Source organism: Streptomyces sp. NPDC002784 (assembly GCF_053592135.1).
Genome location: NZ_JBSFVD010000018.1, coordinates 81,259 through 97,229 on the forward strand (window position 1 = coordinate 81,259; position 15,971 = coordinate 97,229).

15 protein-coding genes are annotated in these 15,971 nt (G+C 71.2%); 4 read left to right on the plus strand and 11 right to left on the minus strand.

Annotation, left to right across the window (positions count from 1 at the left end; genetic code table 11):
- Positions 1-12: 12 nt before the first annotated feature.
- From ACWD1Z_RS26845 to ACWD1Z_RS26855, 3 genes are all read right to left on the minus strand, one after another.
- Positions 13-402 carry a VOC family protein gene (locus tag ACWD1Z_RS26845; RefSeq protein WP_451122150.1) on the minus strand — a complete coding sequence of 130 codons (390 nt, stop codon included), beginning with the start codon at positions 400-402 and terminating at the stop codon, positions 13-15.
- Positions 403-470: 68 nt separating this feature from the next.
- Positions 471-1,382, minus strand: coding sequence for a hypothetical protein (locus tag ACWD1Z_RS26850; protein WP_451122151.1), 912 nt, complete (start codon positions 1,380-1,382; stop codon positions 471-473).
- A gap of 446 nt (positions 1,383-1,828) precedes the next feature.
- Positions 1,829-2,209: a YybH family protein gene (locus ACWD1Z_RS26855; protein ID WP_451122152.1), complete on the minus strand. Its 381-nt coding sequence runs from the start codon at positions 2,207-2,209 to the stop codon at positions 1,829-1,831.
- Positions 2,210-2,310: 101 nt separating this feature from the next.
- Here ACWD1Z_RS26855 and ACWD1Z_RS26860 point away from each other — a divergent pair, with 101 nt between their 5' ends.
- Positions 2,311-3,201 (plus strand): LysR family transcriptional regulator, encoded by an 891-nt coding sequence (locus ACWD1Z_RS26860; protein ID WP_451122153.1) that lies wholly within the window; start codon positions 2,311-2,313, stop codon positions 3,199-3,201.
- Here the strand turns inward: ACWD1Z_RS26860 and ACWD1Z_RS26865 are convergent.
- The 3 genes from ACWD1Z_RS26865 to ACWD1Z_RS26875 form a co-directional block, all read right to left on the minus strand.
- Positions 3,195-5,438, minus strand: a complete 2,244-nt coding sequence (locus ACWD1Z_RS26865; protein ID WP_451122154.1) for a S9 family peptidase — start codon at positions 5,436-5,438, stop codon at positions 3,195-3,197. The two genes, ACWD1Z_RS26860 and ACWD1Z_RS26865, sit on opposite strands and share 7 nt — an antisense overlap.
- Complete coding sequence (locus ACWD1Z_RS26870) at positions 5,435-7,219, minus strand: N-acetylglutaminylglutamine amidotransferase (RefSeq protein ID WP_451122155.1); 1,785 nt, start codon at positions 7,217-7,219, stop codon at positions 5,435-5,437. The genes ACWD1Z_RS26865 and ACWD1Z_RS26870 overlap by 4 nt, the downstream gene beginning before the upstream one ends.
- A 274-nt stretch (positions 7,220-7,493) precedes the next feature.
- Positions 7,494-8,678 (minus strand): carboxylate-amine ligase, encoded by a 1,185-nt coding sequence (locus ACWD1Z_RS26875; RefSeq protein ID WP_451122156.1) that lies wholly within the window; start codon positions 8,676-8,678, stop codon positions 7,494-7,496.
- 231 nt (positions 8,679-8,909) lie between these two features.
- On the opposite strand from ACWD1Z_RS26875, the gene ACWD1Z_RS26880 reads away from it, so the two are divergent.
- Complete coding sequence (locus ACWD1Z_RS26880) at positions 8,910-9,278, plus strand: hypothetical protein (protein WP_451122157.1); 369 nt, start codon at positions 8,910-8,912, stop codon at positions 9,276-9,278.
- 41 nt (positions 9,279-9,319) lie between these two features.
- On the opposite strand, the gene ACWD1Z_RS26885 is transcribed toward ACWD1Z_RS26880, so the two are convergent.
- Both ACWD1Z_RS26885 and ACWD1Z_RS26890 read right to left on the minus strand, forming a co-directional pair.
- Positions 9,320-9,991 (minus strand): adenylate kinase, encoded by a 672-nt coding sequence (locus tag ACWD1Z_RS26885; protein ID WP_451122158.1) that lies wholly within the window; start codon positions 9,989-9,991, stop codon positions 9,320-9,322.
- A gap of 129 nt (positions 9,992-10,120) precedes the next feature.
- Positions 10,121-10,756, minus strand: coding sequence for a helix-turn-helix domain-containing protein (locus tag ACWD1Z_RS26890; protein WP_451122159.1), 636 nt, complete (start codon positions 10,754-10,756; stop codon positions 10,121-10,123).
- A 96-nt stretch (positions 10,757-10,852) separates the two neighbouring features.
- On the opposite strand from ACWD1Z_RS26890, the gene ACWD1Z_RS26895 reads away from it, so the two are divergent.
- The gene (locus ACWD1Z_RS26895) at positions 10,853-12,271 is read left to right on the plus strand and encodes an MFS transporter (RefSeq protein WP_451122160.1); all 1,419 of its coding nucleotides are present in this window, start codon (positions 10,853-10,855) and stop codon (positions 12,269-12,271) included.
- A gap of 157 nt (positions 12,272-12,428) precedes the next feature.
- On the opposite strand, the gene ACWD1Z_RS26900 is transcribed toward ACWD1Z_RS26895, so the two are convergent.
- Positions 12,429-12,842 carry an ATP-binding protein gene (locus tag ACWD1Z_RS26900; protein WP_389420903.1) on the minus strand — a complete coding sequence of 138 codons (414 nt, stop codon included), beginning with the start codon at positions 12,840-12,842 and terminating at the stop codon, positions 12,429-12,431.
- Positions 12,843-13,035: 193 nt separating this feature from the next.
- Here ACWD1Z_RS26900 and ACWD1Z_RS26905 point away from each other — a divergent pair, with 193 nt between their 5' ends.
- Positions 13,036-13,425, plus strand: coding sequence for an STAS domain-containing protein (locus ACWD1Z_RS26905; RefSeq protein WP_451122161.1), 390 nt, complete (start codon positions 13,036-13,038; stop codon positions 13,423-13,425).
- Positions 13,426-13,506: 81 nt separating this feature from the next.
- Here the strand turns inward: ACWD1Z_RS26905 and ACWD1Z_RS26910 are convergent, their stop codons facing one another.
- Both ACWD1Z_RS26910 and uppS read right to left on the minus strand, forming a co-directional pair.
- Positions 13,507-14,970 (minus strand): oxygenase MpaB family protein, encoded by a 1,464-nt coding sequence (locus ACWD1Z_RS26910; RefSeq protein ID WP_451122162.1) that lies wholly within the window; start codon positions 14,968-14,970, stop codon positions 13,507-13,509.
- Positions 14,967-15,743 (minus strand): polyprenyl diphosphate synthase, encoded by a 777-nt coding sequence (gene uppS / locus ACWD1Z_RS26915; protein ID WP_451122163.1) that lies wholly within the window; start codon positions 15,741-15,743, stop codon positions 14,967-14,969. The genes ACWD1Z_RS26910 and uppS overlap by 4 nt, the downstream gene beginning before the upstream one ends.
- Between the last annotated feature and the right edge of the window lie 228 nt (positions 15,744-15,971).

Genomic DNA, 15,971 nt, shown 5'->3' on the forward strand with positions numbered 1-15,971 from the left:
GGCTGGTACCGGTCAACCGCGGCGGTGGCCCTCGACGCAGAAGCGGTTGCCTTCCGGGTCGGCCAGCACCACGTACGGTCGCTCTCCGAGGGACAGGCTTTCCGGGTAGTGCTGCCAGTCGACCCGCTGCGCCCCCAGGGCCACCAGTCGCTCTACTTCCTCGTCGAGGTCCCGGTCACCGGCGTCGAGATCGAAGTGGATCCGGGGGAATTCCTGGGCGGGACTGTCACTCGCGTCCATGGCGATGGCGACGCCGCGCTCGCCGGGCGGCGGTTCGAGAACGATCCAGTCATCGCCCTCGAACCGTGGAGGACGCCGTACGTACCCCAGTGCCTGCTGCCAGAACCGGCCTGCCCTCTTGTCGTCGCGCACACCCAGCGAGACCTGTCTGATCGACGTCATGCCAGCACCGTAGACGGGCGCCGAACGTCACAGCCAGATGCGAGTGGCCCCGGGGCAAGCCTCCTGCTCTAGGCCCGCTTCAGGTGCACCGCCACCGTCTCGCTGACAGTCGCCGGCTGGGCGTAGTCCGGGTCCGTTGCCGTCGCTCGTGCCTCGACCTCGACGTCGCCGCGCTGGAAGGGAACGTCCCCTGTGGGTACGGCCGTCGCGGTCCAGGCGGCGGGAGAGCCCGGCGTGCAGGACACCGGCGTGGTGAAGGAGCCGCGGATGAGCTTCTGCTTCTTCACCTGGGTGACGTCGCCCGACACCTCCACCTGTACCGGCTTGTTGCAGCTCACCGTCCCGTGCAGGGTGGCCTTGCCGTTCAGGGTGCTCGCGGTGCCCTCCACGGCAACGGCGAGGCCGAGGTCGAGCTCGGCCGGCGGAGCCGGGTTGTCGATGTGGACCTCGCCGCGCGCTGCGGCGGTGCCTCCCTCGCAGTGCTGCACGAAGGTGGCATCGAGCTTCTTCACGTAGCCCTGCGGGCCGAACTCCACCTCGGAGATGGTGAATTCGCCGGTGAGCGTGTTGCAGCCGCGCCCGTTCCCGCTGATGTCCAGCCCCGGTTCGGTCGGCTCGTTGAACGGGTGGCGGGTGGCGCCGGTGTAGGTACCCGGCGCGAGGGTGTTGCCGGACGGCACCGCGAGATCGAGGGACCACCAGTCACCGTTCGCCGCGTCGACCCAGAGGCGGACCGAGTTGTTGGCGCTGTCGGCTGAGATGTCCAGGCGGTCCTGAGACGCCGTCGAGTAGGCGTAGGACTGTCCTTGGCTGATCCAGTCGCCCTCGTCGCCGCTGAAGCTCAAGGATCCTTCGGTGACGGGCAGAGCGTGCGCGTCGGTGCCGGACACCAGGCCGGTCGTCCCGGTGGCCATGCCCAGGGCCAGTACGAGGACGGCGGTGGCGCGGGCCAGGACACGTTTGGGCGCGCTGAGTCTCATTGATCTCCCCCTGAGAGATGAAACGCCGGTGCCGAAGCGACCGTGATCCATGCGACGGCGGGGCGAGTCTGTCAACCGGTATGGCCTGGGGCAACCAAGTTTCGGGCGACGGCAGTTGTGGTTTCGGCCATCACTTGAGGAACGTCGGAGCGGCACGGCTTCTTCACACTTGGCCTTGGTGGCCTGGCGCTGCACGGGCACCCAGGAAGGGGTTGTCGGTCGCGGAGGGAGCCTGGGCGTGGTCCTGGTTGCATGCATGGTGCTGCCGGTGGTGGGGGTCCTGCTGTTCGGTATGGACCGGCTGGAGGCTTGGTTGATGCGCTCGGTCAAGGCGCCTCGCCATGCCCGTCCCCGTCACCTGCGGCTGGTTCAGGGCGGCAGGCGAGGGCCCGCCGCCCGGTCGCGCGGTCGCCGATCGTCTCACGCCGCCTGAACTCGGCCTCCCATCAGGCCGATTGAGCGTCAGCGAGTGGGGGGACGAACTCGGGCTGGTCCAGCATGCGCAGCCAGCTTCCGTCGGACTGGCGCCGGACGACCTGCGCCCGGGCGCCGGCCCCGTCCTTGGGTGGGGTCGAGGTGAGAGCGATGTCGCCGTTGACCAGCGTCGGCAGGGGTGGTTCCGGCTGAAAGCGGGGAGCGTTGGCCAGCACCTTCTCCCACAGCGCGCGGATCGCCTCCCGGCCCACCGTCAGCTCTCCGGGCGGATAGGCCATCACCGCGTCCTCTTCGTAGAGCGCGGCGACCCCAGCCGCGTCACCTGCGTTGGATCGCTCGACGAACAAGCGGGTGAGGTCTTCGGGCCGCATGGCCTTCTCGTACTCCGGCATGAGTTCCTCCGTGAGAGGTCGGGTTCCGGCATCTCTCAGCGTGGTCGGCGACCTCCCAGAAGTCCAACAGCTGGATTTTCTGCACACTAGAATTCTGAGTCATGGAGCTGAGGCAGCTGGAGTACTTCGTCGCCGTCGCCGAGGAGCGCAACTTCACGCGTGCGGCCGAGCGGGTGCACATCAGCCAGTCCGGCGTCAGCGCCCAGATCCGCCAGCTCGAACGGGAACTCGGCGCCGAGCTGTTCGACCGGTCCGCCCGCACCGTCACCCTCACGCCCGCCGGGAAGGCCGCGCTCGAACACGCCCGTACCGCACTCGCGGCAGCCGGGGCGGTCGGCCAGGCGGTGGGCGAGGTGACGGACCTGATCCGAGGCCGGCTCACCGTAGGGATGGTCATCGGCTGCACCATCACCCCGCTGTTCGACGCCCTCGCCGCATTCCACGAGGCACATCCCGGAGTGGAGATCTCGCTGCTGGAGGACAGCTCCGACCGGCTCGCCGAGGGGGTGCGTTACGGCACCGTCGACATGGCGCTCATCGGGACCGCAACCGCCACCCCCGACGGTCTGGCAGCGCTGACCGTCATCAGCGAACGCCTCGTCGCGGCGGTCCCGGCCGGGCACGCCTTGGCGAAGCAGCGGCGAATCACCCTGCGCGACCTGACCGCCCATCCGATCGTGTGCATGCCGCCCGGCACGGGCCTGCGCGCGGTGTTCGACCAGGCCTGCGCCGCCCAGAGTCTCCAGCCCACGATCGCGCTGCAGGCCAGCGCCGCCGATGCCATCGCCGACCTCGCCGCCCGCGGGCTCGGCGTCGCCGTCCTCAGCAACTCGATGGCCGAGAGCTACCGCGACCGGCTCACCGCCCGCACCATCGATGACGTCGACGCACCGGCGCTGCTGGCCCTGGTCTGGAGGAGCGCGCACAACCCCGCGGTGCGCGAGTTGCTCGTCCACAGCCGACTGGCATTCGCCAACGCCACATCTCAGTAGCGGTAGTTCAGGTGCCGTTGCAGCCAGTCGGCCGCGGCGCGGCGGAACAGGCGCCGGTTGTCCGCGCGCAGGAAGTCGTGACCTTCGTCGCGCAGGGTCAACAGCTCGGCGTGGATGCCCCGTTCCCGCGCCGCCCGTACGAACTGCTGGGACTCCCCCGGTGGCACGTTGGTGTCGTGTTCGCCGTGCACGGCGAGCAGCGGAACACGCAGCGCCTCGATACGGCTCATCGGTGACAGGGCACGCAGCAGTTCGCGGTCGCGCTCCGGGTGGCCGTACTTGTGCGCCGCGGACTCCGAGATCCACGGCTCCGTACCGGCGAAGAAGGTCAGGAAGTCCGACATGCCGCAGACGGCGACTCCGGTGCGGAAGAGGTCCGGGTGCCACACGAGGGAGGCGAACGTCAGATAGCCGCCGTACGAGCGGCCCATGACCGCCAGCCGCGTCGGGTCGGCGGGGCCCGCGGTGACCGCGTGCGCCGCGCAGTCCGCGACGTCGTCGAACGCGGCGAAGCGGCCCGCGCCCAGGTCCGCGTCGACGAACGACCGGCCGTGGCCCAGGGATCCGCGGACGTCGGGGGCGAAGACGTCCAGGCCGCGCCCGGTCAGCTCGTGGTAGAGCGGATTGAAGACCGGGCGTTCCTGTTCTTCGGGACCTCCGTGCAGGTGGATGACGCACGGTGCGGGTTCGTCGGGGGCGCGCCCGGGCGCCCGGTAGTACCAGCCGCTCAGGGGCAGCCCGTCGCGTGCCGTCAGCCGCAAGGGGACGGGCCGTACCGGTGGGCGGCCGGGCGGGACGGCGTCCTCGTCCTGGGCGGACCAGGGCGTACGCAGCACGGACACGCCTTCGTGGGCCCACCAGACACCCGGTCGGCGCTGCGACCCGGACAGTGCGAGCAGCAGCCGCCCGGCTCCGGCGGCGGTCACCCGGGTGACGACCTCGTGGGGCAGGGGAAGGGGACGTGGCGGGCCGGTGTCGTCGGAGGCTTGCCCGGTGGGGAAGGTCTCGACGAGTTCCAGCTCGCTGGCGCCCTGCACGTTCCATGCCAGGGCGGCGGTGTAGCCGTCGTGGGCGAGGGCGAGGAGTTCGAGGTCGTTTCCGTCGCGTTCGGCTGCCACGGACGTACTCTTCGGCCTTCCGCCGGCGTCCAGGGCGACGGCGACGAGTGCCGCGTACTCCCGGTCGTCGTTGCTGCGCAGCCACAGCGTCCGCCCGTCCGGGGAGAACCGTCCGATCCAGGGGTCGCCGTCGGCGACCGACAGGGCGAAGGTGGTGGCCGAGTCGGCGGTGCGGAGGACGACCGCCTCGCGCCGTCCGCGCGGCCCCCGGCGCAGCAGTGCGAAGCGGCCGTCGTGGCTGAGGTCGCACGCGCGCAGGGAGGCGGCGTGCGTTTCCGTGGTGAGCAGCACCGGGGACGCGAGGCCGTCGGGGTCGATCAGGTAGACCGACAGTCCGCCGCCGGGCCGGGCGGCGGGAGCCGTGGTGTCGGCCGGCGTCCCGGTGGGTCCGGTCCTCGACGTGGCGTCGTACGCGGCCGGGCCGAGGAGTGTCGCGTGACCGTCCCGGTCCGCCCAGTCGGCCCCCGGGCGGGCCCCGGTGAGCAGGCCGTCCCCCGGGCCCCCGTGCTCCAGCAGGGTCTGCCCCACCGGGGCCGGAGCCGCGACGGTGACGGCGACGGCCGAACCGTCGTGCGCCCAGCACCCCAGATACGCGGAACCGGCCGGGTCCGCCCCGGCCAGAATGCGGCGGCCGGTGCCGTCGGGCCGTACGCAGAGCACGCGCGTGTGTTCGCCCCCGCCCGGGGCGGTGGTGTACGCGATCCAGCGGCCGTCCGGTGACCAGGACACCTCTTTGACCGGATCCGGTGAGGAGTCCAGCAGGCGCACCTCGTGGCTGCCGACGGAACCGGCCCACAGCTGGGGCACGCCGCCCCGGTCGCAGATGAAGGCCGCCTCGGTGCCCTCGGCGTCGGCGGAGGGGTACCAGCAGCCGTGCGCGCGCAGGCGGGTCACGGCGTCCCGGGGGCCGCCCGCCTCGGGCAGCGTCACCAGTGCGGGCGCGGGGGCGGCGGCCGTGCCCGGCCGGTCCTCTGTCCGGTCGTCCTGCAGCGACGTCCGGTCGTCCTTCAGCGACATCGGGCCGTCCTTCAGCGACACGGGCGCGGGACCCAGGGTGCCGGGAGCGGGCGGGTCCGGCGCCGGGCCGTCCACCGCCCGCACGCCCCGGTCGTCGGTCACTTGATTCCGTGGGTTTGCAGCCATATCTCCAGCAAAGCTATCTGCCACAGGGCGTTCGCACCCCGCCTGGTGCGGTGCTCGTCGGGCGCCTGGAGCAGCTCGGCGACGTACGACTCCTGGAACAGTCCGCGCTGCTTGGCCTCCGGGGCCTCCAGGGCCTCGCGCACCCGCTGCAGGACGGGTCCGGCCATGTGCCGGATGGCCGGTACCGGGAAGTAGCCCTTGGGGCGGTCGACGACCTCGCGGGGCAGGAGCTTGCGGCCCGCCGCCTTCAGCACGCCCTTGCCGTCGTCGGCCAGTTTGAGTTCCGGCGGGCAGGCTGCCGCCAGCTCCACCAGTTCGTGGTCGAGGAAGGGCACGCGGGCCTCCAGGCCCCAGGCCATGGTCATGTTGTCGACCCGCTTGACGGGGTCGTCGACGAGCATGACGTGCGTGTCCAGGCGGAGCGCGGCGTCCAGCGCGGTCTGCGCGCCCGGTACCGCCATGTGGTCGCGGACGAAGTCGCCCGAGACGTCGGTGTCGGGCAGCAGCTCGGGCCGCAGGATGCGGGCGAGATCGGCGTGCGACCGGTCGAAGTACGTGTCGGCGTAGCGCTCCGGTTCGTCCTCGCGCGCGACCTCGGCCAGCCGCGGGTACCAGTGGTAGCCGGCGAAGACCTCGTCGGCGCCCTGCCCGCTCTGCACGACCTTCACCTCCTTGGACACCTGCTCGGACAGCAGGTGGAAGGCGACCACGTCGTGGCTGATCATCGGCTCGCTCATCGCGGCGACCGCCCCGTCCAGCGCCGTGGAGACCCGCTCGGAGGGCACCATCATCCGGCGGTGGTCGGTGCCGAACTCCCGGGCCACGAGGTCGGAGTACTGGAACTCGTCGCCCTTCTCACCGCCTTCCGTCTCGAACCCGACGCTGAACGTCTTCAGGTCCCGCTGGCCCTCGTCGGCCAGCAGAGCAACGATCAGACTCGAGTCGAGCCCGCCGGAGAGCAGCACGCCGACCGGCACGTCGGAGACCATGCGGCGGCGCACGGCCGTACGCAGCGCGTCCAGGACCGCGTCCCGCCATTCGTCCGCGCTCATGCCGGCGTACTCCGCCCGGCGGGTGTAGGACGGCTGCCAGTAGCAGTGATCCTTGTGGGTGCCGTCCGGTTCGACGACCCGCACCGTGGCCGGGGGAAGCTTGCGCACGCCCTTGAGGACGGTGCGCGGCGCCGCGACCGTGGCGTGCCAGCTCAGGTACTGGTGGAGGGCGACCGGATCGAGTGAGGTGTCGACGTCCCCGGCGGCGAGGAGGGCGGGCAGCGTGGAGGCGAACCGCAGCCGCTGCGGTGTCTGTGCCAGGTACAGCGGCTTGATGCCGAGGCGGTCACGGGCGAGGATCACCCGGCCGGTCCGGTGCTCGACGATCGCGAAGGCGAACATGCCGCGGAAGTGCTCGACGCAGGAGGTGCCCCACTGGAGGTAGGCGTTGAGGACCACCTCCGTGTCCGAGGTCGACTCGAAGCGGTGCCCCAGGCGGCGCAGCTCCTCGCGCAGCTCGGGATAGTTGTAGACGCAGCCGTTGAAGACGCCGGTGACCTCTCCCCGGGCGTCCGTCATCGGCTGCCCGCCCCGGTCCGACAGGTCGATGATCTTCAGTCGCCGGTGTCCCAGCGCCACCGCGCCCCGCGTCCAGGTGCCCTGCCCGTCGGGTCCGCGGTCGGCCAGCCCGTCGGTCATGCGTCCGACGGCCGCCAGGTCGGGCCGCTCGCCGTCGAAACGGATCTCCCCGCTCAGACCGCACATGACGTCCCGCCTCCCTTCCGGCTACCGGCGGCGGTGCGCCGCGACGGGATGACCGGCGCCCGCCCTCCGGACGGGATCCGGGGGGTACTGCACGACATGACGAAACCCTTTCTGCACGGGGACAGGACACACGTTCCACAACGGGGGCGGAACGAACCACGGCGGGCGGTGATGCCCGAGAAGGCCGCGCCGACGGAGGCGGCGAGCGCCTGCATATCGGCGCCGCGCGCGGAAGCTGCGGGACCGGTGGCGGTCTCATGACACGCACCACCCATCAGAGGCCGATGGCCCCCGGCGCCCCGGAACCGGCGGAAGAGCGCGGGCCGCGTCCGGCGACGGCCGGGGTGAGCCGGGGGCCGAGCAGCGTGGACCGGCGAGGTGCGCGTTCGCCGCGGGTCTCGGCTATCAGCATGTCGACACAGGCGAGGACGTCCTCCTGCTGTGCCGTACGGCGGATGCGCCGGGCGGCGCTTCCGTCCGCGAGGACCGCCTCGGTCAGCCCGAGGACGGTGTCCCAGTCCCCGTGGGCCTCCAGGGCGGGCCGCAGCCGGGCGACCAGCTTGCGCAGGACCTGGCGCGCGGGTGCCGCGCGGTGGGTTTCGGGGTCCACCAGGGCGCCTTCGAGCCCCGACCGGGCGGCACGCCATGCCGCGCCCCGCAGCCACTCGTGCCGACCGGTGCAACTGGGACCGCGCTCGCGCAGCCGTTCCAGGGCCTCGGTCACCAGGGCGCGGAAGAGTCCGGCGATGAGCACGACGGTCTCGGCACGCGGGCAGGCATCGCATATGCGCAGTTCCAGCGTGTCCAGATGGGAGGAGGGGCGGACGTCGTAGTAGATCATCCCCGGGTCGCTGATGATCCCGGCCTGTACGGCGTCCTCCACCGCCGCGTCGTACTCGGCCGCGCTGGAGAAGCAGCCGGCCGGGCCCGCGGTGGGCCAGCGCTGCCACACCATGGAACGCCAGCTCGCGTACCCCGTGTCGGCCCCCTCCCAGAACGGCGAACTCGCGGAGACCGCCAGCAGCACGGGCAGCCAGGGCGCGACCTCGCACATGACCTGTACGGCGGTGTCGCGGTCGGACACGTCCACGTGGACCTGGGCGCCGCAGATGAGCTGCTCGTCGGCGACCTTGCGGTACTCCTCGGCCATGTGGAGGTAGCGGGCGTCGGCGGTGGGGCACGCCGCGTCCGCGGGCCCCAGCGGGGCCGTCCCCGCCGCCACCACGGCCAGCCCCTGCGAGGACGCGGCCGCGTCCAGCTGACGTCTCAGGCGGGTGAGGTCGGCGTACAGGTCGTGCAGAGTCGCGTGCACCGAGCTGTTGGCCTCGACGGTGCACTGGTGCAGCTCTGTCGTGAAGGTCTCTTGAGGAAGCCGCCGCAGGATCGCGTCCGCGCGCGGCACCAGCAGTCCACTCTCCACCTCCAGGACGTGAAACTCCTCCTCCACACCGATGCGCATAGTCAATGTCACTCCTACGTATCCGAGCGCTGTTCCCTCGGCGGGTACGAGACCCGTCCCTCGACGCTGGGCGGCTGTGATGACCTGCGAGTTCCCAGCTCATCCGGGGATAAGCACAGCAGTGCGAATGTGACACTCCGGCCCCACGGATGAGCGTGGCCCGCCGGTGTCTTGCTCCGGAACCTGAGCTGTGACTGACTGACTGGCAACGGCGCCGAGCGGGGAGCGGGCATGGGCGACTGGGTCGTGATCGCGGAGTACTACAGCGACGTGTACAGGACCGAGTTCATCCGCCGTGGGCTGGAGACGAAGGACCAGGCACTGACGGCGCTCCGTGCCGCCGTCCACACGTATGTACCGAGCAAAAACATCGTCGAGAAGCGGCGCCGCGTGTACCGCTTCACCGACCAGGAGACATACCTGGTGGTGATCAAAGGCAAGCTGTCGGAGTGGGAGTGCACTCTGCGCATCGCGGAGCTGATTTCCGACTCGACCGACCCGGCCGTGGCCGAGCGGGTGCCCGTGAACGACGGTCCCGTGGACGACGGTGCGGCACAGATGGGTGATGAGCCCCAGGACCGGATCCCGCCCGGCTACTGAGCATGGGATCGAACTGGAGCCCAAGCCGCGGTTCGTCCGATCTACACGCCCGACGCATCGACCCGGCGGTGACCGATCGCGGCCAGCGCGCGGTCCAGGACCTCCTGGACCTGGCCGAGGGCCGAGATCGCGGTCACCACACCTTGAGCCTGGTAATGGTCGACGACCGGCGCCGTCTCGCCGCGATAGACCTCCAGCCGCTTACGCACAGTCGCCTCGCGGTCGTCATCGCGCTGGTACAGCTCACCGCCGCAGACATCGCAGACTCCTGGCGCTTCAGGCGGGCTGTAGTCGACGTGGAAGATGTGGTCGCGGTCCTCACGGCACAACCATCGTCCAGCGATCCGCTTGATCACCTCGGCCTCGGGAATCTCCAGCTCCAGCACGGCGTCCAGCTTCGACCCCGAGGCGGCCAGGATGCCGTCCAGCGCCTCCGCCTGGGCGCGATTGCGGGGGAAGCCGTCCAGCAGGAATCCATTCTCGGTGTCCGAACCGGCAAGACGCTCTTCGATCACCCCGATCGTGACGTCGTCCGGTACCAGACGGCCGACGCGTAGGTGCGCGTGGGCGTTCCGCCCTAGCTCGGTGCCCTGGGCGATGTGCTCGCGGAACAGGTCACCGGTGGAGATGTGCGGGATCGACAGCTGCGCGGCAAGACGCACCGCCTGCGTGCCCTTGCCGGCCCCGGGCGGCCCGATCAGGAGGATGCGCATCGATGAGGTGTCCCTTCGTCATGAACAACCGACCAGTCGTCCTTGGGACATACGATCGCAGCGCACCCTCCTCGTTGCCCATCCGGTAAGCCCCCCTTGAGGGTGGGGAAAACCACACGCCGCAACGGTTCACCGCCCAGTTGACGGTACGTCCGAGGCGGCCGGCGGGGCGGGCTCGGTGGTGGCCGGTTTGGCGCGGACGACGGCCTGGTCTCCTCGGGGACCGAACAGGTGCAGGATCTCCACGGTGTCGGTGTCCGCCGGGCCGAACCAGTGGGGCTCGGTGGTGTCGAACTCGGCCACTTCACCCGGCCGCAGCGTGACGTCCTGCGACCCAAGGATCAGGCGCAGCCGACCGGCGAGGACGTAGAGCCATTCGTAGCCCTCGTGGGTGACCAGCTCGGGCTCACGGGGTGCCAGTACCTGCTTGAAGACCTGTACTCGGCCCGGGTACTGCGTCAGGGGCACCAGGACGCTGCCGCGCCCCTTGCGCACGGGCCGCAGGTGCACCCGGGGGTCACCCGTGGCCGGTGCCGCCACCAGCTGGTCGAGTGCGACGTGGTGCGCCCGTGCCAGCGGGATGAGCAGGTCCAGCGTAGGGCGGCGCTTGCCCGATTCCACCCGGGACAGCGTGCTGACGGAGATCCCGGTCGTGGTGGCGAGTGCCTCGAGTGTGAGTCCGCGTTCCTGGCGCAGCTTGCGCAGCCGGGGTCCGATGCCGTCGAGGATCTGCTCCAGCTCCGCGTCCCCGCGTTCTGTGTTCATGGACCCAGTTTTGCAGTGTTCGCAAAACTGCTGGGCCGCGGCCCCCGCTCGGGGTGAGCCTTGCCGGGCATTGTTCCCGCAGATCAGAGGCAGGCCATGACCGCCACGACACACTCTGTTCCACCCCTGCTCAGTGCGCGCCGACGCTGGACGGTACTGGCCGTCTGCTGTCTGAGCATGTTCCTGGTGGGCCTCGACACGACCATCGTCAATGTGGGTCTGCCGGCCATCGGGGATGGCCTGGATGTCGACACGCACGGTCTGGAATGGATCGTGGACGCCTACACCCTCGTCCTGGCCAGTCTGCTGATCTCCTCCGGCGCGCTGGCGGATCGCTTCGGACGCCGCCGGGTGTTCCAGTGCGGGCTGGCCGTGTTCGGCGTGGCCTCCCTGCTGTGCGCGCTCGCCCCGTCGGCGGGCGTACTCATCGCGGCCCGTGCGCTGCAGGGCGTCGGTGCCTCCATGCTCAGTCCGGTGGCGCTCGCGATCGTGGTGAACGCGATGCCGGACCCGAAGGAAAGGGCACAGGCGATCGGTATCTGGGCGTCGGTGTTCGGACTGAGCATGGCCGCCGGGCCCTTGACCGGTGGCGCGCTGCTCGCGGTGCTGGACTGGCGGGCGCTGTTCTGGATCAACGCCCCCGTCATCGGCGCCGCTCTGCTGCTCAGTGCGGTGTTCGTGCCGGAGTCCCGGGCACCGCGGGCCCGGCGGCTCGACCTGCCCGGCCAGGTCCTGTTGACCGTGGTCCTCGCCGTCGTGGTCGGCGTGTTGATCGAAGGGCCGCGCATCGGCTGGACCTCGCCCGCGATGCTGGCGGGATACGCGGGTGGGGCCGCGGCGACAGCGGCATTCGTGTGGGTCGAGTCCCGCCGGCCTGAGCCGCTCATGGATCTGGGGCTTTTCCGGCGCCCGGTCTTCAGCGGTGCCGCCGTCGGCGCCGTGGCGGTGTTCGTCGCCTTGAGCATGACGCTGCTGCTGAACACCCTCTACCTGCAGCACACCCGGGGATGGACGCCGCTGGCCACCGGCGTGGCGACCTTGCCCCTGGCCCTCGGAGCGACCCTGTGCGCCCCCTGGTCCGGCCGCATGGTCGGCCGCACGGGACCGCGGCTGCCGCTGTTCCTGGCCGGCGGTTTCATCACGGCCGGTGCTCTGTGTCTGGTGCGGCTGACCCCGCACACGAGCGTGGTCCTGCTGCTGGTCGCGTACGGGCTCATCGGCATCGGGTTCGGTTTCGCCAACGCTCCGATCACCAACACCGCGGTCAACGGACTGCCACGCGACCGTGCCGGTGTGGCCGGGGCGATCACCTCCACCGCACGGCAACTCGGCTCCGCCATCGGCATCGCTCTCGCCGGCGGCCTGGTCGCGGCTGCCGGCCCGACGGACCTCGCACACGCATCCCGCCCTGGCTGGGTCCTGGTCGCCACCTGCGGCGTGCTGCTCTTCTTCGTCGCCCGGATATCACCGCCGAAGGAGGCCCCCACGAGCCCCGCCTCGCCATCACCTCGGTGAGCCAAGCGCGCCGCCGTCTCGTCGAGCGCTGCCGAACACCCGCCGCTCGACGGGAGCTGGCGGCGCGGGAAGTCTGCAAAAACTGCGTTGATGGGACAGGCAGGTACTGCCCGCCTGTCCACCGGGCTACCCGCGCGGGGTTACGCCTTCGTCCGCGTCACGTCCGGCTGCCGTTGAGGGTGTCGGCCAGGCTGATACGGGCCGTGATCCGCTTGCCGACCGGCTCCTGCTCGACGGTCAGGTCCTCGGTGACCGCGTGAACGATCTCCAGACCGTGCTGGCCGACCCGGCTCGGATCGGCGGGCCGGGCCACGGGGACCGTCGGATCGCTGTCCCACACGACGACGTCCACCGCGCGGGCGCTGACGCGCAGCTCCATCAGGACCGGTCCGGGGGCGTACTTGCGGGCGTTGGTGACCAGCTCGCTCACCACCAGTTGCGTGAGATCTCTCGCGCAGGCGGAGACCGGCAGCCGGTGGTCGGCATGGGCCCTGTCGAGGAAGGCCGCGGCGTGGTGGCGGGCATGCGCGATGCACGCGTCGTCGCCCTCCAGCGCGTAACCGGCCCGCATCAGACATTCATCCGGCGTCGTACAGCCGTCACCGTCGGCTTGCTCCACTGGCCTCGCCCTCATTCCCCGCTGATGCGCGCGCCAGTACCCGATTCCTCGCCACGCATGCCCGCAGGGGGTGCCCAGTACAGCCGTTCGAGTGAATCCGGCTGGGCGGTGGGGCAGAATCGTCCGCGCACGCCCCGATCCGGGCATGCCCCACGCAGCCGAAGAGACGGTGACCCCCATCGAGAACGCCAACCGGCCCGCCCGGCTCTGCAGCGAGCTGCGCATCGTCTCCGGTATCCGTGTCGTGTCCCTCCGCGGCGAGATCGACCACGACGTCAGGGACGTGCTCAGCGAGGCTCTGCGCGTGGAGGCCGGTGCTCAGCGGCCCCGCATCGTGGCGGACCTCAGCGAGGTCACCTTCATGGACTCCAGCGGCATCAATGTTTTCGTCGCCGCCTATCAGCAGGTGAGCGCCGCGGGCGGCTGGGTGCGCATCGCCGCGGCACAGGAGTCCGTCCTGCGCGTCCTGCAGCTGGTCGGTGTCGACGACGTCATCCCCTGCCGCCCCAGCGTCGAGCAGGCCATGGCGGACTGACGGCACCGGCCGGGCGGATCGGTGCCCGCGTTCGACGGCGACCTGATTCCTGCCGCCGTCTCCCGCCGGGCACCGGCTTCGTCAGGCGTCCGCGAGAAGGGGGTCGTACGGGGTGTTCGTCCGGCGGCCCGACATGAAGGACAGGAAGTCGCTGACGAAGGCGCTCTGGCCGTAGCTGCCGTCGGTGGCGGTGAGGTCGCGGTGGAAGGCAGTGCGGAAGAGGGCCCGGTACTCGTCGGCGTCGATGGTTCCGCTGCCGTCCGTGTCGGTGGCGTCGAAGAGGATCTCCGCGACGCGGATGAGCGCGGGTCCGGCAAGGGAGGGGACGGCGGCTGCGTACTCGTCGGCGCTGACGCGGCCGTCGCCGTCGGTGTCCAGGGCCGCCTGCAGCTCGCGCCACCAGGCGGCGAAGGCGTCGTAGAGCCGCGTCTCCGCGGGTTCGTCCAGGTCGAGGCGGGTGGCGAGTTCGCGGGCCATGGCGGCGAGGTCGGGCCAGTCGAGGTAGCCGTCGCCGGTCTGGTCCAGCACCTGCCGGAAGAACTCCTCCGCGGAGCGCCGGCTCTCCCCGGTACCCGCCGAAGGGGCCGGTGCGGGGGCGGCGTCGCCGCTCAGCGGGGTCAGCAGGCGCAGCAGGGCCGATGCCCGTTTCATGCGGGCGCGCAGGGCGGTCACGGTCCGGGCGCGGGGGTCGTCGCTGTCGGGTGAGAGGGAGACGACTTCGATGATGCTCTCGGCGTCGATCCAGCCCTCGGGCAGGAAGCGGGTGAGCCCGGCGGCGAGGTAGGCGCCCTGCATAAGGGTGGCGGCGCCGGGCATCTCGGTCAGTCCGGCCCGGCGGCGGTACGACTCGGGGAGCGAGGCGACGGTGATGGCGCCGAGGAGCGGACCGACGACCGCCCGGCCCGCCGCCCACAGGGTCGGCGCGCCCTCGAACAGCGCCGGGGCGGGCAGGTGGTCGAAGAGCCGGTAGAGGATGACCCGGGCCGCCTCGGTGTTCTCCAGCTCGTTCTCGACGACCTGGTCGAAGTACCGCCAGAAGTCGTTCAGGTCCTCGGGAAGTTCCCCGGCGTCGCCGTCGAGCGCGGCGAGGTACGAGCGGTACTCGGCGTACATCCGCTCCATCGTGTCCTGATCGAGTGGCTGGCCGCTCAGTCGGCACATGGTGACGGCGCTCTCGAAAAGGGTGGCGACCACCCAGGCCCGGGTCGCCCGGTCCATCGCGTCGTAGGCGCGCCCGCGCGCGTCGGTGCCGCTCATGCGGGCGTGCAGCCGGTTGAGCCGGGCGGCCTCCCGCTCCCGCGCCACCGGGTCGGCGCCGAACATGCGCCGCATGCTCAGGAACGTGTTGCGCAGCCGGCGCCAGGGGTGGGCGACGAAGGTGGAGTTGTCGACGAGGGCGGCGCCGATCTGCGGGTGAGCGGCCTCCAGCACGGTGGCACGGATGATGGCCAGCGCCCAGCGCGGGTCGTCGAAGAAGGCGCTGAACTGCGACTCGGGGCCGAACAGGGGTGTCTCCTCGGCCCTTTGGGTGGGTAATGCGGTCACGACGGGTCTCCGTTCGTCCGGGGCGGCACGCCGCCGAAGCGGCGGTCGCGGCGCCGGTAGGTGTGCAGACAGGCGAGGAAGTCGGGGGCCCGGAAGTCCGGCCAGAGCACCGTAGGGAAGACCCACTCGGCGTAGGCGACCTGCCAGAGCATGAAGTTGGAGATGCGCTGCTCGCCGGAGGTGCGGATGACGAGGTCGACGTCGGGGGTGTCGGGGAAGGGCAGGTGGTCCGCGAAGAGCCGCTCGCTGACCTCGTCGGCGGGCGTCCCGCTGCGGATCAGGGACCGGGCGGCCTCGACGATGTCGCGGCGCCCGCCGTGGTCGAAGGCAACGGTCAGTGTCATCCCCCGGTTGTCAGCGGTCAGCGCCGCCAAGTCGGCGAAGTCCCGGGCCAGTTCCCCGGGGATGCGCGGGTCCGCGGCGCCCAGGAAGCGGCAGCGGATGCCGCGGGCCAGCAGCAGCGGCGCGTGCTTGCGCACGACCCGGCGCACCAGCCGCATCAGGTAGTCGACCTCGGGGCCGGGACGGTTCCAGTTCTCGGTGGAGAACGCGTACAGGCTCAGCCACTCGACACCGGCGGTACGGGCGGCCTCGATGATGTCGATGACAGTGCTCTCCGCTGCCCGGTGACCCGCCGTGCGGGGCAGCGAACGCCGCAGCGCCCAACGGCCGTTGCCGTCCATCACGCAGGCCACGTGCCGGGGCACCGCACGCGCCGGCCCGTCGTCTGGGCGCTCCTCGGCGTCGGCCCCGCCCCACTCAGCCACACCCACCCCGTATCACCCCTGCCCACGCCCCATCGGAGCGTTCCCTTCCAGGAGTCTGACGGCACGAAAGCGTCCTGAACGGCCGAACGCGGTGACCTTCAGCCTTGGCGCATATGCCCGATTACCTGACGTGGGGCAGTGGGCCGCTGTCGGCGGCAGGCGGGAGTCTGGGGCGCGCCTACGCACAGACGGGATGCATGCCCCTGGGCCCGACTTGGCCAGGGGACATGCATC